Here is a 22,742-nt window from a genome sequence, read left to right as displayed (position 1 = left end):
GTCGGTCGCGGCGGAGGCAGGCTCGCAGGCATCCCCGAATCCATTGCCATTGAGGTCCGCCTGTCCCGGGTTCGCGGTCACTTGGATTAGGGACCAAGAGCTACGGCCTTGGAGAGGTTTGGATTTGGGTTCATTTTCCAGATGGGCTGATGATGAGGAACGCCTACCCCTAATGCAGCTCAATGGATGGCAAAGTGAGGCTGTTCGTCTGTAGGCTGGGTTCAATGGATTTCGAGGCCGATTTCAAAATTGCATAGGTGTCGTGAAAATTCCGTCGGATTGGGGCTTGGGTTGTCCAGGCAGTCGCTCTAGACAAGCATTGGTGTTGAGAGGCGATTTCATTGGACTACTCAGGTAAGGTTTGTCCTTTGCTGTGGAGTCCCCGAACCCTTTCAGCAATGTCGCTCTGAGAGGGCGTGCCGCGTGAAGTGCTGTCAGAAGCGCAGCACCATCCCCTCCAGCGTCAGGCCAGGACCGAAGCCCAGCATCACGCCGTATTCGCCCGGCTGGGGCCGCACTTCGTTCATCACGTGCTGGAGCACCAGCAGCACCGTGCCGGAGGAGCAGTTGCCGTGCGTGCGGAGGACCTCCAGCGCGGGCGCTCGGTCCTGCTCCTTCAAGTCCAACGCACGGCCCACGCCCTTCACGATCTTCGGCCCGCCGGGGTGGATCACCCAGTGCCGGATATCCTGACGCTGAAGTCCCAGCGGTTCCAGCAGTCGCTCCACGAAGCCCCGGGCAGCCCCTTTCAGGAGGGAGGGCACTTCCGGCGACAGGAACATGCGGAAGCCGTCGTTGAGGATGGCCCAGCCCATCTGCTCCGTGTGCGCGTAGAGGGTCTCCGTGTGGCCGTGCAGGAACTGGGGGCCCGTGCCCGGGGGCGCGTTGGTGAGGAGCAACGGCGGCGCTGGCGTCCGCGAAGAGCGCGTGACAGACGGCCTGTTCCACCGTGGCCTCGTCGCGCGTGTGCACGGAGCTCAGTTCGGTGCACACGACGAGCGCGGCCTCGTCCGGGCGGGCGGCCAGCGCATCCAAGGCTACCTTGAGTCCGTTGAACGCCGCGAAGCAGCCCATGTGTCCGACGAAGGTCCGGCGCAGGGTGGGGGACAGGCCGAGCTCCGCCGCCAGCAACAGGTCCGGTGACGGGGTGTCGTAGCCGGTGCAGCTCACCATCACCAGGCTCCCCAGCGAACGCGTGTCGAAGCCCGCGAGCGCCTCCGTCATCGAGCGTCGGCTCAGCTCCAGGGCGCCCTGCTTCCACAGCCGCATCCGGTCCCCGGTGGGCATCCTCGGCGTGCTCATGGCCTCGAAGGGGTCCAGGTAGAGGCCGCGGCGCTCCACGCCCGAGCGCTGGAAGATCGCTTCCGCGTCGGGAAGTCGCCGGTACCAGTGAGGGAAGCTCTGTTCGTAGAGGTCCTGCTGGGACCAGGACTGCCCTGGCACCGCGCTCGCGAGTCGGATGAGGGTGGGCAGGAGTTCCTGGGGGGCGTGGGGCATGCGTGGCTCCGCGTCCCTCCTGGCGTCGCCCGGAAGGGGAGGTGAAACCGCGCCTTCGCGCGGCGGTGGACTCAGGTCGGGAGGGCGGACGGCTTCACGGCGAAGCCCAGGTAGGACAGGTTCAGCGACGGCGTGAAGACGAAGCGGAAGTCGGAGGCCACCCGCCGGGTGAGCAGGGTTTGGAGGAACGCACGGGAGCGCCAGTGGGGCCGCAACCCCACCTGCTCCCGCGTGCGCAGGCCGGCCGCCTCGCAGTGGCCCTAGAGTTCCTCAGGGGTGATGAAGAGTCTCAGCACATGCAGGTGGTCGGGCTTGTTGGGCACGAACCACTCCACCGCCTGGATGATGATGAGTCCGGCGAGCCAGTTGCGGTTGAACGTATGGAAGAAGAACAGGCCTCCGGGGGCCAGGACGCGCGCTGCCTCCGCCACCACGCGCGCGGGCTCCTCCACGTGCTCCAGGAAGTCCATGCAGGTGACGACGTCGAAGCACCCGTCGTCGAAGGGCAGGACGTAGGCGTCCGCCACGCGGTAGTCCACGCTCCCGGTCCCGTCGTAGTAGCGCATAACGACTCCTCTTCGTGCACCGCGAAGCCCATGATGCGACGGCTGAAGACGTCCACCACGAGGTACAGGTAGAGAAAGCTGCCCTTCACCGGGCCACGCAGGTAGGTGATCTCCCAACTCCATACCTGGCGGGGCCCGGTGGCGGTGTGCTCTGCCGGAGGCCTGGGCGTGGGCGCCTTGGCGCGGCCGCGATGGGCCAACTGCCCTGCTTCACGCAGCACCCGGTAGAAGCTCGCCTCGCTGGCCACGTACTCGCCCCTGTCGGCCAGCCTGGGGACAATCTGCTTGGGTGAGGCGTCCCGGAACTCCTCGCTGTTGGCCACCACCAGAATGCGGCGTCGCTCCACCTCGGACAGTCGGTTGGCCGGCCGGGTATGCGGACCGCACCGCCTGTCTTCGGACGTCGCGGGCTTCCTCCAGCGCTGAATAGTGCGCGGGACGACTCCGAGCCGAGAGCAGATAGCCTCCAGACGCACGCCCTTCTCCAGCGCCTCGTCGACGAGCGCGAGCGTCATTTCTCGCACGTCTCGTCCGCTGCGTCGTCCTCGTCGCCCGAGTCCTTCTCGTCCCAACCCATCGCCTGAAGTTTTTTTCTACGCCGGCAAAGCTCTCCTGAGCTCCCGCTCAATCGCTGCGAGGTAGGCGTTCGGATTGGCCCGGAATCGACGGCCCAAGATTCGCGCGTGTTGCCGTCTTCGAAGGGAGGCACGCAGATTCCTCCACGCGATGATGTCTTTGGGGGCCAGTTCCGCGCCGACAGTGGGGGCAAGTCGGGTCGCCACTGCGGCGACGACTCGCACCTGTCCGCGCACCACCAGGCCCTCGCTTCCGCGGCGCCGGCCCGAGGCCCTGCGCTCGTGGTAGCGGCAACTACCAAACAGGTGCTCCAAGTCATTGTCCGTGCGAGGCAGGCCGGGTACGTCGTAGCAATGGAAGAGGCCGGGCCAATAGCGACGCGTCTCCAGGAGGAAATGTGCCAGCGCCGCGCGGTGGGGGGAGCGGGTGCGTCGCACGGCATGCGCCAGTGCGCCGACAAGGCCGGCCATGCGCCTCTTGACGTGACAGCCTTTCTCGCCGGAGGCATTGGTGAGGATTTCGGCGACACGCTCTACCCACCGGAAGGCCGCCTTCAGTGGTGGCCACATCCCCGCCGTCTGCATCAGACCGCGCCTCAATAGCTGGCGCAGCCGTGTCAGTCCTCTGGCGCGCGCCCCCCTTTTTCTGCCCGGCGGAGACTCGCTTCAACCGCTCGCAGTCGCCGGTGCAACTCCAAGCCGGAGGGCTTCAGGGGCGGGCGCCTGTCGTCCGTCAAGGCGCTGCGCACCGCGGCGCAGTAGCCACGGACGGCCTGTGATTGGGCGTCCTGGCGCCCTTCGACGGCGCGCTCGATAACCCGTACTCCTCGCACATGGCTCTTCAGCAGCTTCTTGGCGTGCCGGTCCGCTTCGTAGAGGGGGCGGGCCGCTTCACGCAGGTAGTGGAAGTGGCAGAGTTGGTGAGGCACCCCAGGCAGCGCCGAGGCCACCGCGTTGCGGATGGAGCGCTGGCCATCCGAGACGACTCCGGCAATGGGCACCGTCAGCGCCGCTTTCACCTCCTGGAGCAGCGGGGCCAACTCCGCCTCGCCACTGCCCAGCAAGCTACGGGCTGCCAGCACCTCGCCGGAGAGGCAGTCGCGCACCACCCACAACACCTCATGGCCCACCTCGGGCTGCAATCCGTCCATGGCCAACACCACCCGGCCCTGTTGACGTGTCACCTGCTGCAGTCGCCGGCTGTCTGTCATTCGCAGTGCCAGCAACTCATCATACCGGTCGAGTTGATTGGTGACACTGCGCTCGGAAATGGAGACGCCCCGTGCGCGAAGAACTGCATGGATTTCCGGGACGCTGCGGTGCTCGTGGTAGCGCAGTGCCCCAATCAAGGCGATGACGTCCAGGCCGAACTCATGGTCCGGCAGCGCCCACCGGCCCTCTTCTTCGGCACGCACGGGCTTCAAGTACAACGGGCAACCCTTCCGGTGGCACACTCGCACCTGCACCTTGAGGGCGACCACCGCCTCCAGCGTCACCACGTTCCGCCGTGCCCGGTAGTCCGCTGGGGCGGGCCCTCCGCACGCGGAGCACCGCCGTCGATGGTTCTCCAACCCCACCTGCCTGCTCGCCGGTGGGTGGGCAGTCGTGCGTCCCATGGTGCCACCTCCCTATGGAGGCAACACCGAGGAGGGCAGGAGGTATTTGCCGGCGTAGTTTTTTTCGAGCACCAGCAGTGCGGCCGCCTCGGCCAGCGCCTTCTCCTTGCGGCGCAGCTCGCGCTCGAGTTCCTTCACTCGCTTCTCCGAGACGGCCAGCCGCCGGCGCTGACCGGCCGTCAGGGCCCCGGACGGCGCCTCCTTCGTGCCCTGGGAGAGGGCTCCAGCGGCAGCCGCGCGCCACTCCTCCAGTTGCCCCTCGTGCAGCCCCTCGCGGCGCAGCAGCGCTCCCAATGCCTCGCCCGCCAGTCCATGCGCCCCCGCCAGCACGCGCAACTTCTCCTCGGGCGTCCACTTCTTGGGGCCGACGGGCTTCTCCTCGGGCGGGGGCGCCATGGCCGCCAACTTATTCGCCTCCCGCAACCACTGCGACAGCGTCGGCTGAGAGACTCCCACCTGGCGGGCCAACGCCGCGGCACTCACCGCGCCTGGGCCCACCATCCGCTTCACCATCTGCATCATGAATGCATCCGTGTACGGCACTGCGTCCTGCCTGCTCTCGCCTCCAAAGGCGCCTCAGCTCGGCACGTCAGCCGAGGCGACTTCTTCCCTGACACAGGGGGCTCAACCGAGTTGAGAGTCTCTGGGGTCGCCTCAAGAAGGCGTACTTCAGCCGCATGCTGACGATGCGGCGGGAGAACTTCTATGCTGCGGCCGTCCACCCCCTGGAGCGACTCCGCCGCACAAAAGGCATCCGACGCCTGATGCCACATGCTCGCCATCGTAGGGTAGGCAAAGATTTACCCCGGATGGCATAAACGAGCACCCGTCCTCTGGTGTCCACCTTTCTTCAAGACGACCTCGGGACGACGGGCGAAGATGCCCTCATGCCCACAAGAGCACAGGCCGGACAGACGCGAAGGGCAGTCATCATGACCGCGCTCCAGGTTGAGTTCCGCGCGGTCAGGTCGCACCTGAAAGAGGCCCACGAAAAAACCCACCCAGAAGGAACCGTCTATGAGCAGGGCCACTTTCACGGACAGAGTGGCACGTGGGAGGTGCTCCTCGTCGAAGTCGGTGCGGGCAACACGCGCACAGCGTTCGAGACCGAGCGAGCCATCCAGTTCTTCCTCCCCGAAGTCGTGCTGTTCGTGGGTGTCGCCGGAGGGTTGAAGGACGTCTCAATCGGAGACGTCGTCTTCGCTCCCAAGGTCTACGGCTACGAGTCCGGGAAGGAGACCGAGCAGTTCGAGCCCCGGCCGGATGTGGGAGAGAGCAGCTACCCGCTGGAGCAGCGGGCTCGGGCCATCGCCAGGAGGGACGACTGGAAGAGCCGCATCCCGGCGCCGCCTCCCAGCGCCGAGCCCCGCGCGCTTCCAGGCCCTATCGCTGCGGGCGAGAAGGTCGTCGCGAGCACCCGCTCCGAGCAGTTCCAGCGCCTGCGGAGGCAATACGGCGATGCCGTGGCCGTGGAGATGGAGGGGCGAGGCTTCCTGATCGCCACGCGCGCGAACCGTGGAGTGGACGCGCTAGTCATCCGGGGCATTTCCGATTGCATCGACGCGAAAGCGGCGGCCGATGCGACGGGTTCGCAGGAACTGGCCTCGCAGCATGCCAGCGCGTTCGCATTCGAACTGTTGGCTACGTTCCGCCTCCCCCCGGCCCCTTCCGGCGCGCGAGCCCTCCCCACGGAGCCGGTGTGGACGGTGCCTTACCCTCCCAACCCGAACTTCACGGGCCGCGCGCCCCTGCTCAAGACCATCCGAACACACTTCCTCTCCACCCCGACGCGAGCCCTGGCGCTCCATGGATTGGGAGGAGTCGGGAAGACCCAACTCGCGGTCGAGTATGCGCGGCGACATGCCCTGGACACACCGGACCACTCGCACATCCTATGGGTCCGTGCCGATGAGCCGGCCGTGCTCGCAGCGAGCTACGCAGGGCTGAGCGATGCACTGGGCCTTCCTGAGGCCACCGTGGCGGAACAGTCCGTGCGGGTGAAAGCGGTCAGGCTCTGGCTCCAGCGCAACACAGGCTGGCTGCTGGTCTTCGACAACGCAAGGCAGGAAGCGGACCTGCGCCCATACCTGCCGCTCACGACAGCGCCAGGACACATCCTGGTGACCTCTCTCAACCCCGCTTGGCGCGGTCTGGCCACTCCCTGCCAGGTGGACGTACTCGACCGAGCGGAGTCCACGGATTTCCTCCTGAGGCGCACCGGACAAACAGACACGGCCGGAGCCCGCGCGCTCGCGGGGGCGCTGGGGGACCTTCCTCTGGCCTTGGCCCAAGCCGCAGCCTACATGGAGCAGACGCAGAAGCCGCTCGCGGACTACCTGTCCCTCTTCGAGCGGCACCGACAGAGACTACTCTCCCGCCCAGGACCTCCTTCGGACTATCCCCACACGGTGGAAGCCACTTGGGAACTCTCCTTCGAGCAGGTCCAGTCCCAGTCTCCCGCCGGAGCGGCGCTGCTCTCGCTCTGCGCCTTCATGGCGCCCAGCCCCATTCCCAGCAAGCTGCTCGTAGAGGGCGCCGCGCTGCTTCCGGAGCAGCTCTCCGCCGTGGGGGGCGATGAGCTCCTGATGGATGAGGCCATCAGCGCGCTAAGCCGGTACTCCCTCGTCCAAGTCCTTCACCATCAACTGCTGTTTCACCGGCTCGTCCAGGCGGTGAAGCTCGACCGCCTTGGAGGAGAGCGAGGGCGAGGGGAGGAGGCCGCGCTGCGATTGCTCCACAAGCTCTTCGTCTTCGATACCTACGACCTTCAGACATGGACCCGCTGCGCGGAGCTGCTTCCCCACGCCATGGCGGTCTGTGAGAACGCCCGTAGCTCCGCCGCAGGCAAAGACCTCCTCCCTGAGCTACTGTGGCGTCTGGGATCCTATCTGGAGACCCAGGCCGAATACTCGCAGGCTCGAGCCCTGCTTGAGCAAGGGCTCGACCTAGTGCGCAAGCACCCCGGAGACGGCTCGCTGACCGAGGCGCGCTTCATCGCAGGCTTAGGCGACATCGCGACGAACTTAGGTGAATATCCACAAGCCCAGACACTTCTTGAACAAGCGTCTCAGCTCCTTCAAGCGTCTGGACCCAGCGATGACTCAAAGACAGATGTAGCCAATATTCTCGCCTCCTTCTCCGGCCTCGCCTTGTCACGAGGTGCATTAATTGACGCCGAGAATAAGGCCCGGCAAGCCCTATCACTACACACCCCTACCACAAAAAATGGAGGCTACTCCACGTGCCTCTTCCTTCTTGGAGCTACGCTCACGCGACAGGCCCGATTTGAGGAGGCAGCAGAGTACCTTGCACAAGCCCTTACATTAGCGGAAGCCCGGCTCGAACCGCGACATCCCGCGGTTGCCGTGATTCGTGCCGAATACGCAAGGGTTCTGGAGAAGCTTGGCCGCTATCGAGAGGCACGTGAGCTACTTGAGAGATCGCTCACCACGCTGGAAGCTATCTATGGACCTAACCATCCCCACGTAGCACTAGACCTGAAAGGCCTAGGCAATACTTATCTGCACTTAGGAGATCCAACCAAGGCACGTGATTTTTGTGAGCGCGCTCTCCAAATTGAGGAGGAGCGCCTAGGTCCATCCCATCCCGAAGTGGCGACCACCCTCAACAATCTTGCGCGCGCCCTTCACAAGCTCAAGAACCTGGAAGGCTCAAAAGACTGCTTCCAGCGGGCCATTGCCATCAAAGAAGCCTCCAATGAGCAAGATGACGGAATGCTGGCCACGTTCCTTGACAATTATGGACAACTTCTCGATGAACTCAGAGAGAATGAAGCAGCACGGGAATGTTTTGAGCGTTCCCTCGCATTGCACGAACACAAGGTAGGGCCTGAACATCCAAACGTTGCGAACGTCTGTAATAATCTGGGGAACTTCTTGGCGCGTGGTGAAGACCTTCCAGAGGCCCGGCGCTACATTGAGCGCGCCCTGGCCATCGATGAGAAGGTCTATGGCCCCCAGCACATGGAAGTCGCCATCGACCTGAACAACCTCGCCCCCATCCTGTTTCAACAGAAAAAATGGATGGCCGGCGTGGAGATGTTCGAGCGCGCCGTGGCCATATTCTCGAAACAGGACCCACTCCCGCACCGCCTAATCATCTCCGCGCTCATGAGTTTGTCCGCCGCCTATGAAGAAGCGGACGACATCCCCACGGCCCAGGCCCGGATGGAGAAGGCCATTGAGCTCCAGGAGCAGTTTCAGCCCGAGGACATCCAGTCCGCTGAAATTCATCAGCAACTCGGCAGACTTCTGTACTTCCATGGGCAGGGAGCACAAGCCGTCCCTCATCTCGAAAAGGCCCTGGGCTTCGCCGGAGCGGAGGTCGAGCCAGTAAGGCGGCTCTACCTGCTGACATACCTTGGCGGAGCCCTGCGGGTGACCGGTGAACTCCAGGCGGCTCGGCCACGCCTGGAGGCGGCCAAGCGGCTCGCGCATGCGACCAATGACAAGCGCGCCCTGTGCATCATCCAGTACGAACTAGGACAGATCTTCCACGAGGAAGGAGAACTCGCCGCGGCGGAGGGCACCCTTGAGCAAGCACTTGAACTCGGCAAGGAAATCGCGGATGCGCGGGCGCAGCTTCGCATCCTCAGTCCACTGACACTGGTCCTGGAGGAGCAGGACAAGCTGCTCAAGGCCAGCCACCGCCTGAAACAAGCGCTTGAGCTGTCCAGAGCCCTGTACGGGTCCGACAAACTGATCACCACGCAGATTGCCGCGCGCCTGGGCCAGAACCTGCTGGACCAGCGCGAACCTGCCGCTGCGCGGCCATATCTTGAGCAGGCGCTGGCCTTCTATTCGCAGCTCGATAGCTCCTTCCTCGACAGGCGGCTCTCGCTCCTGGGCCCCCTAGGACAGGCCTGTTTCGAGGTGGGGGATCTCGAACGGGCCGAAGACTGTGCCAAGCAGACACTGAGCCTCTGCTCCGCAGCAACGCCCACCTCGGCCCTGGGAATGGCCAGCGCACACATCGCGCTGGGATGCATCCTCCAGGCAAAAGGCGCGCATCGTGAGGCCGAAGCCGAGTTCGAACAGGTCATGAGGCTCGGCGAGCAGCAGCTGGGAAGCACGCATCGCCTGCGCGTACGGGCGATTTCCGCGCTGAGCCAGCTTCACTACGCCCGAGGCTCCCTGCGGACGAGCCGGGACCTCAGTGAACGAGCCGTGAGGATCCAGGAGGCTTGGGCCGAAGAGGAACCTTTCGGACTGATGCAAGACCTCATCCTGTTCGCCAGAGTCCTCTGGGACCTCGGAGAGACCGAGCCCGCGCTTGAGCAGCTCTCCCGGGCCGAGGCGCTCTGCAGGAAGCACGCCTCGGCCCAGCAGTACCTCTTTGGAATCTTCTGCCTCCAGGGGGAAATCCACCTATCGCGCGCAGACTGGAAGAAGGTCCGCGAGTGCATCGAGCGAGCCCTTCGCTACGGAAACAGCGCTCAGCTCACCCCCGCGAATCAAAGCCATCTGCATAACGTCCTCGGCACCGCGCTGAGTAACCTCGATCAACCCAAGCTCTCGCTTGTTCACCTTGAGAAGGCGCTGGTCCTCTCGACGAAGGCCCTGGGAGCCGAGAGCACCGAATGCGCCATCGTCATGTTCACCATGGCGCTTCCCCTGCAAGGCATGGGCAAGACCCACCTCGCCATCAAAAAGTGCAAGCGCGCTCTGACCATCCTGACCAGGGTTGAGCCCGCTCATCCACTCATCCCTCGAATCCGCGACTACCTGGGGCAGCTCGACCCAGCTTTCCGCTGAGGAACCCCGGGGCCGTCAGGCCATCGGCTCCGCCACCCCAAAAGACATACAGAAGCAAACGACGTCACCCAGTAATCACAGACACTCCAGGAAAACAGCAGTCTCCGGGGACGGTGCGATTCCTTCGAGTAGAACGTCAGCGCCTAGAACGCCACGCCACGCGTTGGAACAGCGACGGACGAAAGGCCGGGGCTAGCTGCTCGTCCCCCCACCAGGGGCGTCCCGAGCCGCGCCACTTGCGCCATCTCCGCCAGCGCTGTCGCCGACTCCCGGTACCCTTCCATCCCTCCCACGTGCAGCGCCTGCTCGAAGCTCCAGTCAGGAAAAGGCAACGCATGCGTGTCGGCCATCATCAGCCGCACGTCCGAGTCCCCCCGCCGCATCCGCCGACGGCAGCGCTTCAACAAACAGTCGCTCAGCTCCACTCCCGACACCTCCACGTCCAGCCCCCTGCAAGCTCCAGCGCATGAGCGGCGGGTTCGCCCCTGCGCCTACCCCACCTCCAGCACCCGCACTGACTGCCCGTCCTCGGGAGGCCGCAGTGACTCCAACTCCAGCCGGCGAATGTACCGGTTGCGCATCTGCGACTCGTTGGCAGGCTGGAACACATAGGAGATGAAGCAGTCGGCCAGCCACGCGAGTAGAGGAAGCCCACCGAGCCCTACTTTGCGGCGGTGCAGGCATAACCGTCGAGGTAGGAGAGTTGCCATGGGACGTATAGGCGGGATAGATGCCCTGTTGAGGGTGAGGGCTGAAGCGGAGGGGGCGAGGAGGACCGCTGAAGGGGCCTCCCGATCGATGCTCCCGGCCGGTAGACAGACTGCTTGCCCCTTGGGTACACGTCTGCCCCGGGACACGCTGCGACAGCGCTGCGTGGGTATCATCGGCGCTGCGGAGGCCATCTCCCGCGAGATGCTCCGGGGCGCCCTCCCGGAGAGCACCGCCGCGACGCTGGCCTCGCCCATCGCCTCCTGGCTGGCCTCGAAGAAGGAGCGCGAGGACGCGCGCGTGCATCATCGCCGTCGATGTGATGCAGTCGCGCGGTGCTCGAAAGCGTCACCATCGACTAGCTCCGCACGCTCCGCGCGGTGGCCGAGGAGGGCAGCTTCTCCGCGGCGGCCCGGAAGCTCGGCCAGGGGCAGCCGGCCGTCAGTCAGGCCATGCAGCGGCTGGAGAAGCAGCTCGGCCTGCGGCTCTTCGACCGGAGCGGGCGCGTCCCGCGTCTGACGGCGAAGGGAGAAGCCGTCGTCGCGGCGGCGCAGCGACTCCACGAGGACATCGCCTCGTTCCAGGCGGTGGTGGGCCGGATCAAGATCGGCGAGGAGACGAAGCTGTCGCTGGTGGTGGACGCCGTGTTCCCCACCGACGCACTGCTGGACTTCGTGCGGGAGCTGGCGCGCACGCACCCGGGTGTGGAGCTGGCGCTGGAGGTGGAGCTGCTGTCCGCGGTGACGGAGCGCGTGCGCGAGCGGCGCGCGACGCTGGGCATCGCCGGCGCGGACCTGGACCTCAGCGCATAAGAGGAATGGGGGCCCTGTTGAGGGGAAGGGAGGGTGCAGAGGGGCCTAGGAGGACCGCTGAAGGGGCCGCCCGAGCGATGCTCCCGGCCGGTGGACAGGCCGCTTGAGCCCCCTTGGGGCACACGCCTGCCCAGGCCGCGCTCCCATCAGGTGCGTGGCAGGAGCCTTGGCCTGTTGGCTGTCTTGAGCCTCAACACCACACGGCCTGGGGTGGCCCTCGTGCCGGGGCCAACCTCGCACAGGCCGTGGGCAAGCCCAGGTGCTCCACAATCGCCCGCACCCCGGGGGCCCCCCTCACGTACGCCAACACTCTTAAGCCTGCCTCCACACCTCATGCAGGCGAACACGTCGAAGTCGAACGTCCTCCTGCGCAACTCGGCGAAAGTCCACTCGCGGTGTCCTCTCCTTCACCCGCTCCTTCCCGGCCGCTGCCTCAAGCCCCGCGCTCGCCTCCTGCGCACCTGCTTGAGGGACCAGAAATGGCCGCAGTCTGGCGCCTGGAGCGAAGACGCCGTGGAATCTCGTGAGATTTGCCCGAGGCGGAGGTACCAGGGACGCTACACGCCGTAACAGTTCCTGCCCGGTGAAGAGCAGGTGCGTGGTGCCGTCCGGCAGCGGGCGCTTCATCCGATAGGCGCTGCGGCCGTCCTCCGCTCGTGACAGCCGCTCCAGCGCCAGCGCACCGCGCGCACCGTAGCGGCATCGCCGTTCCAGTCCCTGCCTGTCGTTGGCATGCAGGTCCTTGCGTGGGCGGCGGCAACGCCTCGAAGCGCACGCCGCCCTCCCCCGGCACGAAGACGCCTTCCGGTACCAGCGCATGGTAGTCAGGGGTGAGGACGTCCGAGAGCAGCCCCTTCTCCTTCAGCAGTACCCATCGCACCCGGTGCGGAAAGGACAACGTCCACTGACGGTAGGGCACGTGCGGCAGCACCCGCTCCACCAGGTGCACCGCCGTCACCTGCGCCCGCTTCGCGTTGCAGGAGGGGCACACCCCTCGCCCCTTGCACGAGAAGGCGACGAGCAATTCGCCCTTACAACTCTCGCAGCGCACCCGCACGAATCCGTGCACCAGCACGCCGCACTCCAGGTACCTGGCGAAGTCCCGCTCCACATACCGGGGCAGGCCGCGCCCCACGTCGCTCGCCTCCGCCAGCAGCGTGGCAAGGTTCTCCCTCACCACCTCGTACAGCACCGTCCCCTCCGGCTGCCTCCGCCGGTACGCCCATCCCCCGCTCCTCCACCTGCCCCTCCCCAGCTCCACCTCGCCAGGGCACACGCTACCGTCAGCCTCCCACGGGCTTCTCGTGAGCCCTGTGAGGCTGGGGAATTCGGGCCGCTCGCGTCCGTGAGCGGGTTGCCCCTGGTGGGCCGCATGTGTCCCCAGTGTGACCCTCCAGCGGGACTGAGAACGGGACAAGACGGGGCGAGACAGGCTCGGGCGGCACAACGAACCGACGTGAGTTCAAGGCGATAGCGGGTAACAGCGCGTCCTGCCTGGGGTTTGCTATTGCACTACCCCCGGGTTCAAGTCCCGTACTCTCCAAGCCCGGCGCGCGGCTGTTACCCGGCAACCAACCTGGAAGGCCCTCTTCCGCTCCCCGCCTCTAGGTCGAGAGGGTTGCTGGTAACCTTGGAGAAGCCGAAGAGCCCGCCAGCTTCAGGAGACCCGATGAACGGAGCGAATGACGGACGTTCCCCGCCCTCTTCCCGTGAATCCGAGCCCGACGAGGAGCGCGGTGATTCGAGTCCAGAGCCCCGGCGGCCTCCGATTTATGTCCTGGAAGGCAACACCCTGCACACGCGGCTGACGCGTGAGTTGGGGGTGAACTATCCATTCGTCAGCGACGGCATGGCCTTCGTGTCGCTGCCGCCGCTGGTCATCGCCGTATCGGAAGCTGGCGGCGTGGGCATGCTCGGCGCCGCACTGGAGCCGGCGGACGTCCTGGATGTCCGGCTCCACACCATCCAGGCAGGCACGCGGCGCCCCTTCGGCGTGAACTTCCTCATGGCCCAGCGGGACAGCCGGCATTTCACCACGCGCGAGCACATCGAGACGTGCATCGCCCGGCGCGTGCCCATCGTCTCCTTCCACGGTGGACTGCCACCCGAGGAGTGGGTGGCGGCGCTGCGGGCCGCGGGTGTCCGGGTCTGGGCCCAGGCCCCCTCGGGCGAGGTGGCTCGACGGGCCCTGTCGCTCGATGTGGACGGGCTCATCGCCCAGGGCCGGCAGGCGTCCGGCCTCAATCAGAGCACCACGCCCACCCTGGCGCTGGTGCGCGAGCTGCGCGCACTGACGGACACGGTGCCGGTGCTGGCCGCGGGCGGCATCGCCGACGGGCTCAGCGCGGCGCGAGCCCTCTTCCATGGCGCGGACGGCGTCTGGGTGGGCACGCGCATGGTGGCCTCAGTGGAAGCGCATGCCCACCCGGCCTACAAGCAGCGCATCGTCGATGGGGACGCGGGAGACACGGACGTCACCACCGTCTTCGGACGGGAGTGGCCGGGTCATCGCATGCGCGTGCTGCGCAACCGCGTGGTGCGCGAGTGGACGGGACGTGAGGGCCGCGTGCCCATGCCCATGGCGACACCGGAGCGCATCGGCACCACCCGGCTGTTCCCCGGCACCCCAGGCGGCGGCCCCCTAGTCGACGTGCCACGGCACAGCGCCTTCGTGCCCACCCCGGACACCGAGGGGAACCTGGAAGAGATGGCCATGCCGGCCAGCGGCGCCAGCATGGCGCGCATCGAGAGCGTGCTGCCCGCCGGACAAATCGTGGTGGAGTTGATGGAGCGAGCGCGCCGGGTGCTCGCTGATCCGCATGGCCTGGACGCCGACGCGGATGAGGACGGCCGGGGCTGAATTGGAGTAGAGCGCCCTCATGGGTGCAAGGTGGCGACGAACGGCACAGGTCGGATGGCTGGCTTTCGCGCTGTGCGGTGCCACCGCGGTGGTGCGCGCATCCACGGCCGAGCTGCCGCCGCGCGAACGCACCCTGAACGCTGCCGAGCGCAAGCTGGTGGGCCACGCCGCCGCGAGCCAGGAGCCGGAGTGGCGCCGCAAGTCGCGCCAGTCCTTTCCCGGCGACCGCTGGTCCCAGGACGATGACTTCGGCGCGTCCGAGCGCCAGTGGGCGCTGGACGAGGCCCGCCGCCGCCGCGTGCCGGTGACGGACGTCCTGGGCGCCATCGACGAGGAGCTGCACGGCCAGCCCGTGCTGCCCCCGCGCAAGGCCACCGCCAGCCCCTGCAAGCCCCGCCCCTTCTACGACTGAGCTCCGGCGCCCTCCGCTCATGATGCCCCCTCCCCGCAGGCTGCTTCGCTTCGCCCACCGCGCCGCCACCCTCACCAGCGTGCGGCTGGCCCTGTTCGCCGCGCTGGCGCTGGCTGCCGCCTGGCGTCCGCTGCAGCAGGCCGGAGGCATGAACGACTTCCGCGACGCGCACCTGCTGCACTCGTACGAGGACGCGGGAACGCGCACGGTGACGCACTACGGGCAGCTCCCGCTGTGGAACCCGTGGGCCTGCGGCGGACAGTACGCGCTGGGCAGTCCGCAGACGCGCGTTGCGTCTCCCACGCTGCTCGTGTCCGCGCTCATGGGCGCGCGGCCGGCGGAGCCGCTGCTGCTCTGGGCCTTCCTCGTGCTCGGCATGGAGGGCTTCTTCCACTACGCGCGGCGGCGCGTGGGCTCCGCGCTGGGGGCGCTCGGCGCGGCGCCGCTGTTCGGCCTGGCGGGCTTCACCGCGCTGTCATGGTCCATTGGCTGGCTCAACTTCGCGGGCTTCCTGCTGCTGCCCTGGCTGCTGTGGGGCACGCGCCGCGCGGCGGAGGGCCATCTCCGGGGCGCCGCGGTGGTGGCCGGCACCTTCGCGGTGCTGCTGGGCTTCGGCGGCACGTATCCCGTGCCCATGGGCGCGCTCTTCGTCGCGCTGGAGGCCGGGCGCACGCTGTACGGGCTGCGCGGGACGCCGCGGCGTAAGTCCGCGCTGTGGGCCCTGGGCGCCACCGCCGTGTTCACCCTGGGCGCCTGCGCGTTCCGGCTGTGGCCGTTGGTGGAGACCATGCGCTCGGCGCCACGCATCATGGCGGGCACGCCGGGCAACTCCGCGGAGGAGCTGGCGCGCATGCTGCTCCAGATGCCGGCGAGCTCCGGCTACAGCGACCCCGGCAACTTCTTCCTCGCGCCCGCGGTGCTCGCGCTGATTCCACTGGCCGCGTGGGCCTGGCGCCGCGCGCTGTACCCGGCGGTGTTGGCGGCGCTGTGCGTGTGGATGGCGGCCGGCTACTCCGCAGTGCCCTCGCTGTTCGGCGCGCTGCGGCTGCTGCCCGTCTTCGGAACGCTGCGCTATCCGGAGCGCTTCCTCGTGCCCGCCGGGCTCTTCCTAGCGGAGCTGGTGGCACTGGGGCTCGCCGTGCTGCTGGTGCGCGTGTGGCGCGTGCCGGCCACGCGCACGGCGACGTCCTGGTGGCCCACCGCCGCGGTGGTGGCCTGCGTCGTCATCGCCGTGGGCTGGGGCTTCCAGGTGCGCGCCTTCGACCGGCTCAGCCGCTGGTCGCAGATGGTGCCCGCGCCCGGCCCCGTTCCCGAGGAGGCGGAGCGCCCCTTCGCCCAGGCCCGCGGCAACCGCTGGGCACAGGGCTACTTCCTGGCGCTCAACCGGGGCTCCATCGCCTGTGGCGAGGCGTGGCCGGTGCCCATGTCCGAGCGCCTGCGCGGCGACCTGCCCCAGGAGGAGTACCTGGAGGACGCCTCCGCGGGCACCGCGCGCCGCATGGAGTGGACCCCCAACCGCGTCACGGTGGACGTGACGGCCACGCGCCCCACGGTGCTGCTGGTGAACCAGAACTGGCACCCGGGCTGGAAGTCCTCGGAGGGCGAGGTGGTGTCCCAGGACGGGCTCCTCGGCGTGCGCGTGGCGGAAGGGACGCACCGCGTGGTGCTGCGCTTCCTGCCGCGCTCCGGGCTGGGCGGCGCGCTGGTCTCCGCGCTCGCGTGGCTGGGCCTGGGCTTCGTGGCCTGGCGACTGCGCGGGCGGCTGGGGCCCGCGGCCATCGGCGTGGCGTGTGTGCCGCTGGTGGCCTGGGGCGCGCTGCTGGCGACGTCACCTGAGCCGCTGGCGCGCGCGGTGCCCCTCAACGCGGATGGCTCGCCGATGCGCGTGGCGGCGCTGCCGCCCACCGCGAAGCCCGTGGGCGCGCGGTTCGACGTGCCGGTGGAGCTGGTGGGCGCGGAGATACCGTCGGCGCCGGACGCGGAGGGGCTGCTCCACCTGGTGCTCTACTGGCGCGTCACCGGGCCGGTGCCTCGCTCTGCGGGCATCTTCGTCCACTTCCCCGGCCCGCCGGGCAGCAAGCGGAAGAACGCGGACCACCCGGTGCTGGGCGGCACCTACTTCTTCGCCGAGGCGCCCCGGGACACGCTCCTGCGGGACGCCTTCTCGGTGTCCACGAAGGACTGGGACGCGGGCGAGCGGAAGGTCGTGGTGGGCCTGTGGCACGCCGGGGGTGATGGCTCACGCATCGGCGGACGGAGCGCGGACAGAAAGGCGCTGCCGTCGTCCCATGTCGAGGTGGGCACACTCACGGTGCCGCCCAAGGCACAGTCCGAGGAAAAGCCCTGAGTCTCCGGGGCAGCGGGCGGCGGGGACGCATGACGCGACGCGATGATGGCGTTATGAAGCCCGCATGCGAATCCTGCACACCATGCTCCGCGTCGGTGACCTCGAGCGCTCGCTCGACTTCTACACCCGGGTCATCGGCATGAAGTTGCTGCGCCGTCACGACTACCCCGACGGCAAGTTCACCCTGGCCTTCGTGGGCTTCGGCCCCGAGGACACCCACCCCGCCTTGGAGCTCACGCACAACTGGGGCGTCGAGAAGTACGAGCTCGGCACGGCCTATGGGCACATCGCGTTGGGCGTCAGTGACATCCACGGCACGTGCGAGGCCATCCGGCAGGCCGGTGGCAAGGTGGTCCGCGAGCCCGGCCCCATGAAGCACGGCACCACCGTCATCGCCTTCGTCGAGGACCCGGACGGCTACAAGGTCGAGCTCATCCAGAAGGACAGCTGAGCCCACCGCCATCCCAGGCCCGAAGCTCACGCAACGCCTGCACACCCGGCCCGGGCCCGTTAGTGTGGCCCCGTGAGCTCCGCCCCCCTCTTCGTCCCCGACCACACCCCGCCCGACCGGCCCCGCGAGGGCGCCCTGCTCTTCCTCGCCCGGGGCATGGACGTGCTCGTCCACGAGCATGCGGACGGCGTCGCCATTCCCACCGGCGCGGCCTTCCCGGAGCTCGCCGCCGCCGCGCACTACCTGGGAGCGCTGGACGGCGTGGACTGCTACGCGGCGGGGTTCACCCAGGACTTCGTCCCGCCGGAAGGCTACAAGGCTGTCGCCGCCCGCTCGCTCTTCAAGCGAGTGGATGACGCCCGCTTCGCCGTGGCGGGCCGCGCGCTCGCGATTGTCGAGTGGGACCTCACCCACCGCTTCTGCGGCCGCTGCGGCGAACCCACCCTGTTGGTTCCGGGTGAGCGCGCCCGCCGCTGCCCGGTGGACAAGACGCCCTTCTATCCCCGCCTCGCCCCCGCCATCATCGTCCTCATCACCCGCGGCGACACGATGCTGCTGGCGCACAACGCCCAATTCCCAGAGCCCATGTTCAGCACGCTCGCCGGCTTCGTGGAGCCGGGGGAGTCGCTGGAGGAGTGCGTGGCGCGCGAGGTGAAGGAGGAAGTCGGCATCGACGTGAAGAACATCCGCTACTTCGGCTCGCAGCCGTGGCCCTTCGGCCGCTCGCTGATGGTGGGCTTCACCGCCGAATACGCGGGCGGCGAAATCACCGTGGACCAGAAGGAAATCTCCGAGGCCCACTGGTTCAGCCCGGACAACCTGCCGCGCATCCCCCCGAAGCTCAGCATTGCCCGGAAGCTCATCGACGCCTTCGTCGAGCGCGTGAAGGGCCCCGCCGCCCCTTGACCCCTCCTCAGGCGAGGCAACAGGCCGCGCTTGACCTGGCGCGGTAGGTTGGGGTTGAAGCGCCCCTCCCCCGAATCAACAAAGAAGCCATGCCCGCAGCGCGCCCACATATCGAGCCCCGACGCGTCCCCACCGCGGACTCCGTGGTGGTGAAGGAAATCTACCTCAGCGTCCAGGGTGAGTCCTCCCACGCCGGGCTGCTGTGCGCCTTCATCCGCCTCACGGGCTGCCACCTGCGCTGCACCTACTGCGACAGCGAGTTCGCCTTCCACGGCGGCGCGCGCCGGAAAATCGCGGACATCGTCAGCGAGGTGCAGGGCCTGCGCACGCCCATGGTGGAAGTCACCGGCGGCGAGCCCCTGCTCCAGCCCGGCGTCTACCCGCTGATGGAGGCGCTGCTCGACGCCGGCTTCAAGGTGCTGCTGGAGACGAGCGGCGCCATCGACGTGCGGCTGGTGCCTCCGGCGGTGCACAAAATCGTCGACATGAAGACGCCCTCCTCGGGCGAGCACCTGCGCAACGACTACCGCAACTTCACGTCGATGAACGCCAACGACGAGCTGAAGTTCGTCATCGGCTCGCGCGAGGACTACGACTGGGCCAAGGCGCTCATCGCCGAGCACCAGCTGCTCCAGAAGCCCTACGGCAGCCTGTTCTCCACCGTGTTCGACAAGCTCCACCCGCGCGAGCTCGCCGAGTGGGTCATCGAGGACAGGCTCGCCGTGCGCTTCCAGCTGCAGATGCACAAGTACATGTGGGACCCGAACGCGCGCGGCGTGTGAGCGCGGCGCCCGGCCCTCAAGGCCCGAAGCCCCAGAACACGACGGCCAGCCAGCTCGAGGCCAGCCCCAGGTTCACCCAGCCGAGCCCCGTGGTCACCCGCGCCAGGGTCCGCCCGCGCTCGGCGCCCTCTCCCCGGGCAATGCGCCGCAGCTCCCGCGGGCCCAGCACCACGCCGGCCAACCCCGCCACCAGCGTGGGCAGCGGCAACGCCAGCGAGCACGGCAGACACACCAGGCCCGCCACGTTGAGCCCCAGCGCCACCTGAATCACCCGCGACGGACGCGCCTCCCTGCGCAGCACCGCCACGCAGGGCGCGCAGTAGGGCGTTTCGCCCGCCAGCTCCGTGCAGTCCCCGCACAGGAAGCCGCCGCAGCGCGCGCACGTGGCCACCGCGGCCTCGTCCGGGTGGGTGGCGCAGACGGCGCCGACGGGGGTCCGCACGCGGCCTTCCACGCCGGGCGCCCCGCCGTCAGAAGCCCGTGGGCGGGGTGCGCGAGGCCAGCGCCGAAAGGCTGTGCAGGCCCAGTCCCAGGAACACGGCGGCCAGCACGGTGCTGGCCATGAAGCCCGCGACGATGAGGCCCTTGCGCCGGTGCTCGAACTGGCTGAAGGCGTAGAAGAGCATGTAGCAGGGAATCAGCAGCACCATCACCCCCGTGCCCACGCTCCGCCGGAAGGCGTGGACGAGCAGGGTAGCGGCGCAGCCCAGCGCGAGAGCGGCGAACAGGATGGCGAGCGGGAGCAGCGGCACGTCCTCCCCCTTAACACGTTCCACGCTTTGCGGCGCTGGCGTGCGCATATTAAGCACGCCCCGACGTCAACCAGCCGAGGTGCCTGCCGATGAACGCCGCCAAGACGCTGCTCAACTTCATCCTCGCGGGCGCCCTGCTGGGCTTCGTGGTCGCCTCCTGGTTGGGGCCCAACTACCTGGGCTGGTACAACGAGACGCCCTACGCCACCCAGACGATGTGCAACCTGCCCGAGGTCGTCCGCAAGACGTCCGCGGACCTGATTTCGTACCAGGTCATCGGCGGGGGCGTGGGCGCCGGCCTCTTCCTCATCCTGGGCGTGGTCGTCGTGCGCCGCTCACACCGGAAGGCCCGGATGCAGGCCGGCCAGACGCCGCCCCCCACGGAGCCGCGCGCCACCGCCTGACGCGCGGCCCGCGGCGCTCAGGGCGCCTGGGACGCCGCCGCATGGACGATGACGCCCGGCCCCTGGGCCATGATGCCATCGCCCTCGCTGTCCTCCACGGTGACCATGATGGCGAAGGTCGTCGTCTCCGACACCTCGGGCGCCACCCACGTGGGGTTGCGCGCAGTCGCGTCGCTGAAGGTGCCCGCGGGCTCCGCGGGGAGCTGCTGCCATTGGAAGGTCATGGAATCCCCGTCCGGGTCTTCGACCTCGAAGACGAAGGACACCACGCCTCCCGCCGCGACGACCTGCGGCGAAGGCCGAGGCCCCGTGGAGACCTTGGGAGCGTGATTGGCCCGGCAGGACACACCAAGCCCCAACAGCACCAGCGCCCCGAACACTTTCGAGTACGAGTGAGACATGAACCGGCCCCTTTGGATGGTGGCGCCAGAGTAACGCGCCTGTATCGGGAGAGGTATTGCCCCACTGGCGTGCCACCAGCGCTCAGGGGCGCCCCAACATGCGCAGCTTCTCCGCTCGAGACAGCCGCTTGATGGCGGCCTCCCGCCGGAGCGCCGCGCCGCGGTCCCCCGCGGCCTCGCTCCACACCAGGGTGACGGGCAGCCGCGCCCGCGTGTACGCCGCCCCGCGCCCCCGGCCATGGGTGGCCAGCCGGCGCTCCAGGTTGTTGGTGGCGCCGGTGTACAGCGTGCCGTCACGGCAGCGCAGGATGTAGACAGTCCACGAGGGCGATTCGTCCGGCACGGCGTGCCGCACTCTACCGCCCCCGGGGACCGCCGTCTCACCCAGCGCCGTGAGGCTGGGCGCCCTGGAGCCGCAACCGCCGCCCCCCCGCCCGCGCCTCTCCGGGAGCCCCCGCCCGCGCCATGACGCCGGACACCGGCGCCAGCGGATCTCCCCTCCAAGCCGCGAGGATGTGCTCCTCGCTGACCAACCCCAACAACCCTCCCCCCTCACCCACCACGCCCAACAACCGCACCTGGTGCCGCTCCATCTTCCGAAGGGCCGCCAGAAGGGTATCCGTGGGAAAAACGGTGGCGATAAGGGAGGACCACACTTCCTTCCAAGCCTGTTTCCGCCGCATTGCCACGCCCTCCGAGTCGTTGCCTACATCTCCCTGCAACAGTCCTGCCGGGCAGGTGCTTGCTCACCAATGAACACGGCATGGCCCCGCGGTCCGGCTTAGACTGGCGACGTGACTCGTCGACAGGTGGCACGGTTGGGCCGGATGGCGGACCTCTTTTCGCGAACGATGGTGCGCGGGAAGGAGGGGCTGCTGACGCTCACCTTCCGCCCGGACGAGCTGTACCGGGTGCCCACGGACGACGGGGCCTCCATTGCCCTGGGCCGCTACCACGCCCGAGGCGAGAAGCGCTTCGCCCAGCCCGTCATCCTCTGCCACGGGCTGGGGGCCAACCGCTTCCACATGGACTTCGACGAGCAGTACAGCCTGGCCCGCTACCTTGCCCGCGCCGGCTTCGAGACCTGGGTGCTGGAGCTGCGGGGCCGGGGGCTGGCGGGCGACTGCCCGGATTTCAACTTCGACGACCAGGCCGAGCATGACGTGCGCACCGCGGTGCGTACCGTCTTGTCCACAGGTGCGAAGGAAGTGCTCTGGGTTGGTCATTCCAAGGGCGGGCTGATGCTCTACGCCCACCTGGCGAAGACGCCGCAGGCGCCCGTGCGGGCGGCCGTGACCCTGGGCAGCCCCTTCACCTTCGCGGTGCAGCCGGGCCTGCGCACCTTCATCCAGAAGGTGGAGCCGGTGCTGAAGCTGCGAGTCATCCCCACCAGCCGCGTCACCAGCATCGCCCTGTTCGGCGCGCCGCCGGGGCCCATGAGCCGCTACATGATGCTGGCGGAGAACATGGAGACGGAGGTGGTGCGGCGCGCGCTGGCCAACGTGCCCGCCGACATCGCCGGCGGCGTGGGGCGCCAGTTCGCGCGGTGGATCACCACCAACCGCTTCACGTCCTACAACGGCGAGTTCGACTACCGCGAGTCCCTGCCCCGGGTGACCATCCCCTTCCTGCTGCTGGCGGGCAGCAAGGACCTGCTGGCCCCGCCCATGGCGGTGGCGCGCGCCAAGGAGTACCTGGGCGGGCCGGTGAAGGTCCTCGTCGCCGGCAAGGCCCACGGCTTCGGGGCGGACTACGGGCACGCGGACCTGGTCCTGGGCCGCCGGGCCCCGGACGAAATCTTCCCCCTGGTGGAGGCGTTCCTCTCCGCACACGCGACGCAGCCGTAGGCCCGGTGAGGTTGTCCGGCCCTGCCCGGCGT

At 68.1% G+C, this 22,742-nt stretch carries 20 protein-coding genes and 5 pseudogenes; 10 read left to right on the top strand and 15 right to left on the bottom strand.

Annotation, left to right across the window (positions count from 1 at the left end; genetic code table 11):
- Positions 1–434 precede the first annotated feature (434 nt).
- From BHS09_RS02435 to BHS09_RS02410, 7 genes and pseudogenes are all read right to left on the bottom strand, one after another.
- Positions 435–899, bottom strand: coding sequence for a 3-oxoacyl-[acyl-carrier-protein] synthase III C-terminal domain-containing protein (locus BHS09_RS02435; RefSeq protein ID WP_140797053.1), 465 nt, complete (start codon positions 897–899; stop codon positions 435–437).
- Between the two features lie 58 nt (positions 900–957).
- A pseudogene (locus tag BHS09_RS40175) lies at positions 958–1,224 on the bottom strand (type III polyketide synthase); the annotation flags it as partial.
- A 344-nt stretch (positions 1,225–1,568) separates the two neighbouring features.
- Positions 1,569–1,712, bottom strand: coding sequence for a hypothetical protein (locus BHS09_RS38495; protein ID WP_161605116.1), 144 nt, complete (start codon positions 1,710–1,712; stop codon positions 1,569–1,571).
- 45 nt (positions 1,713–1,757) lie between these two features.
- Positions 1,758–2,063, bottom strand: coding sequence for a methyltransferase domain-containing protein (locus BHS09_RS02425; RefSeq protein WP_201800547.1), 306 nt, complete (start codon positions 2,061–2,063; stop codon positions 1,758–1,760).
- Between the two features lie 50 nt (positions 2,064–2,113).
- A pseudogene (locus BHS09_RS39140) lies at positions 2,114–2,578 on the bottom strand (transposase); the annotation flags it as partial.
- Between the two features lie 78 nt (positions 2,579–2,656).
- A protein-coding gene (locus BHS09_RS02415) for a transposase (protein WP_237080433.1) occupies positions 2,657–4,137 on the bottom strand; the annotation gives its coding sequence in 2 pieces (ribosomal slippage) (positions 2,657–3,288 and positions 3,288–4,137; 1,482 coding nt in all).
- A 129-nt stretch (positions 4,138–4,266) separates the two neighbouring features.
- On the bottom strand, positions 4,267–4,776 hold the full coding sequence (locus BHS09_RS02410; protein ID WP_140797051.1) for a transposase: 510 nt from the start codon (positions 4,774–4,776) through the stop codon (positions 4,267–4,269).
- 410 nt (positions 4,777–5,186) lie between these two features.
- Here BHS09_RS02410 and fxsT point away from each other — a divergent pair, with 410 nt between their 5' ends.
- The gene (gene fxsT / locus BHS09_RS02405) at positions 5,187–10,028 is read left to right on the top strand and encodes an FxSxx-COOH system tetratricopeptide repeat protein (protein WP_201800546.1); all 4,842 of its coding nucleotides are present in this window, start codon (positions 5,187–5,189) and stop codon (positions 10,026–10,028) included.
- Positions 10,029–10,171: 143 nt separating this feature from the next.
- Here fxsT and BHS09_RS02400 read toward each other — a convergent pair.
- Positions 10,172–10,501 (bottom strand): annotated as a pseudogene (locus BHS09_RS02400) (methyltransferase domain-containing protein); the annotation flags it as partial.
- A gap of 609 nt (positions 10,502–11,110) precedes the next feature.
- Between BHS09_RS02400 and BHS09_RS02395 the strand changes: the two are divergent.
- Positions 11,111–11,548: pseudogene (locus BHS09_RS02395) on the top strand (LysR family transcriptional regulator); the annotation flags it as partial.
- 312 nt (positions 11,549–11,860) lie between these two features.
- On the opposite strand, the gene BHS09_RS39135 reads toward BHS09_RS02395, so the two are convergent.
- Together BHS09_RS39135 and BHS09_RS40170 are read right to left on the bottom strand one after the other, a co-directional pair.
- A complete protein-coding gene (locus tag BHS09_RS39135; protein ID WP_237080147.1) occupies positions 11,861–12,367 on the bottom strand; it encodes a transposase in 507 nt (168 codons plus the stop codon).
- A gap of 133 nt (positions 12,368–12,500) precedes the next feature.
- Positions 12,501–12,617, bottom strand: a pseudogene (locus BHS09_RS40170) (transposase zinc-binding domain-containing protein); the annotation flags it as partial.
- 600 nt (positions 12,618–13,217) lie between these two features.
- On the opposite strand from BHS09_RS40170, the gene BHS09_RS02375 reads away from it, so the two are divergent.
- From BHS09_RS02375 to BHS09_RS02350, 6 genes are all read left to right on the top strand, one after another.
- On the top strand, positions 13,218–14,408 hold the full coding sequence (locus BHS09_RS02375) for an NAD(P)H-dependent flavin oxidoreductase (RefSeq protein WP_140786889.1): 1,191 nt from the start codon (positions 13,218–13,220) through the stop codon (positions 14,406–14,408).
- A 19-nt stretch (positions 14,409–14,427) separates the two neighbouring features.
- Positions 14,428–14,820: a hypothetical protein gene (locus BHS09_RS02370; RefSeq protein WP_140786888.1), complete on the top strand. Its 393-nt coding sequence runs from the start codon at positions 14,428–14,430 to the stop codon at positions 14,818–14,820.
- Positions 14,821–14,839: 19 nt separating this feature from the next.
- Complete coding sequence (locus BHS09_RS02365) at positions 14,840–17,167, top strand: glycosyltransferase family protein (RefSeq protein WP_140797048.1); 2,328 nt, start codon at positions 14,840–14,842, stop codon at positions 17,165–17,167.
- Between the two features lie 64 nt (positions 17,168–17,231).
- The gene (gene gloA, locus BHS09_RS02360) at positions 17,232–17,618 is read left to right on the top strand and encodes a lactoylglutathione lyase (RefSeq protein ID WP_140786886.1); all 387 of its coding nucleotides are present in this window, start codon (positions 17,232–17,234) and stop codon (positions 17,616–17,618) included.
- A 72-nt stretch (positions 17,619–17,690) separates the two neighbouring features.
- Entirely contained in the window at positions 17,691–18,524 is an 834-nt protein-coding gene (gene nudC / locus BHS09_RS02355; protein WP_140797047.1) for an NAD(+) diphosphatase, read from the top strand.
- Between the two features lie 89 nt (positions 18,525–18,613).
- Positions 18,614–19,306 carry a radical SAM protein gene (locus BHS09_RS02350; protein ID WP_140797046.1) on the top strand — a complete coding sequence of 231 codons (693 nt, stop codon included), beginning with the start codon at positions 18,614–18,616 and terminating at the stop codon, positions 19,304–19,306.
- A gap of 16 nt (positions 19,307–19,322) precedes the next feature.
- On the opposite strand, the gene BHS09_RS02345 is transcribed toward BHS09_RS02350, so the two are convergent.
- Complete coding sequence (locus BHS09_RS02345; RefSeq protein WP_237080146.1) at positions 19,323–19,748, bottom strand: hypothetical protein; 426 nt, start codon at positions 19,746–19,748, stop codon at positions 19,323–19,325.
- A gap of 28 nt (positions 19,749–19,776) precedes the next feature.
- Complete coding sequence (locus BHS09_RS02340; protein ID WP_171410561.1) at positions 19,777–20,106, bottom strand: hypothetical protein; 330 nt, start codon at positions 20,104–20,106, stop codon at positions 19,777–19,779.
- A gap of 41 nt (positions 20,107–20,147) precedes the next feature.
- Between BHS09_RS02340 and BHS09_RS02335 the strand changes: the two genes are divergently transcribed.
- Positions 20,148–20,462 (top strand): Asp23/Gls24 family envelope stress response protein, encoded by a 315-nt coding sequence (locus BHS09_RS02335; RefSeq protein WP_140786882.1) that lies wholly within the window; start codon positions 20,148–20,150, stop codon positions 20,460–20,462.
- 17 nt (positions 20,463–20,479) lie between these two features.
- On the opposite strand, the gene BHS09_RS02330 is transcribed toward BHS09_RS02335, so the two are convergent.
- The 3 genes from BHS09_RS02330 to BHS09_RS02320 form a co-directional block, all read right to left on the bottom strand.
- Entirely contained in the window at positions 20,480–20,863 is a 384-nt protein-coding gene (locus BHS09_RS02330; RefSeq protein WP_237077967.1) for a PKD domain-containing protein, read from the bottom strand.
- 82 nt (positions 20,864–20,945) lie between these two features.
- Positions 20,946–21,218 (bottom strand): GIY-YIG nuclease family protein, encoded by a 273-nt coding sequence (locus BHS09_RS02325; RefSeq protein WP_174258614.1) that lies wholly within the window; start codon positions 21,216–21,218, stop codon positions 20,946–20,948.
- Positions 21,219–21,243: 25 nt separating this feature from the next.
- On the bottom strand, positions 21,244–21,519 hold the full coding sequence (locus BHS09_RS02320) for a CBS domain-containing protein (protein WP_237080145.1): 276 nt from the start codon (positions 21,517–21,519) through the stop codon (positions 21,244–21,246).
- 171 nt (positions 21,520–21,690) lie between these two features.
- On the opposite strand from BHS09_RS02320, the gene BHS09_RS02315 reads away from it, so the two are divergent.
- On the top strand, positions 21,691–22,710 hold the full coding sequence (locus BHS09_RS02315; protein WP_140796316.1) for an alpha/beta fold hydrolase: 1,020 nt from the start codon (positions 21,691–21,693) through the stop codon (positions 22,708–22,710).
- Positions 22,711–22,742 lie beyond the last annotated feature (32 nt).

The sequence above is a fragment of the Myxococcus xanthus genome (assembly GCF_006402735.1).
Lineage (GTDB): Bacteria > Myxococcota > Myxococcia > Myxococcales > Myxococcaceae > Myxococcus > Myxococcus xanthus_A.
The sequence above is the reverse complement of the archived record's forward strand: the minus strand, read 5'-3'. Positions and strand labels throughout refer to the sequence as shown.

Bases quoted from the DNA above. Each gene is read 5' to 3' on its own strand.
- BHS09_RS02425 (WP_201800547.1), bottom strand. From the start codon at position 2,063: ATGCGCTACTACGACGGGACCGGGAGCGTGGACTACCGCGTGGCGGAC.
- BHS09_RS02410 (WP_140797051.1), bottom strand. From the start codon at position 4,776: ATGATGCAGATGGTGAAGCGGATGGTGGGCCCAGGCGCGGTGAGTGCC.
- fxsT (WP_201800546.1), top strand. From the start codon at position 5,187: ATGACCGCGCTCCAGGTTGAGTTCCGCGCGGTCAGGTCGCACCTGAAA.
- BHS09_RS39135 (WP_237080147.1), bottom strand. From the start codon at position 12,367: ATGCGCTGGTACCGGAAGGCGTCTTCGTGCCGGGGGAGGGCGGCGTGC.
- BHS09_RS02375 (WP_140786889.1), top strand. From the start codon at position 13,218: ATGAACGGAGCGAATGACGGACGTTCCCCGCCCTCTTCCCGTGAATCC.
- BHS09_RS02370 (WP_140786888.1), top strand. From the start codon at position 14,428: ATGGGTGCAAGGTGGCGACGAACGGCACAGGTCGGATGGCTGGCTTTC.
- BHS09_RS02365 (WP_140797048.1), top strand. From the start codon at position 14,840: ATGATGCCCCCTCCCCGCAGGCTGCTTCGCTTCGCCCACCGCGCCGCC.
- gloA (WP_140786886.1), top strand. From the start codon at position 17,232: ATGCGAATCCTGCACACCATGCTCCGCGTCGGTGACCTCGAGCGCTCG.
- BHS09_RS02350 (WP_140797046.1), top strand. From the start codon at position 18,614: ATGCCCGCAGCGCGCCCACATATCGAGCCCCGACGCGTCCCCACCGCG.
- BHS09_RS02340 (WP_171410561.1), bottom strand. From the start codon at position 20,106: ATGCGCACGCCAGCGCCGCAAAGCGTGGAACGTGTTAAGGGGGAGGAC.
- BHS09_RS02335 (WP_140786882.1), top strand. From the start codon at position 20,148: ATGAACGCCGCCAAGACGCTGCTCAACTTCATCCTCGCGGGCGCCCTG.
- BHS09_RS02330 (WP_237077967.1), bottom strand. From the start codon at position 20,863: ATGTCTCACTCGTACTCGAAAGTGTTCGGGGCGCTGGTGCTGTTGGGG.
- BHS09_RS02315 (WP_140796316.1), top strand. From the start codon at position 21,691: ATGGCGGACCTCTTTTCGCGAACGATGGTGCGCGGGAAGGAGGGGCTG.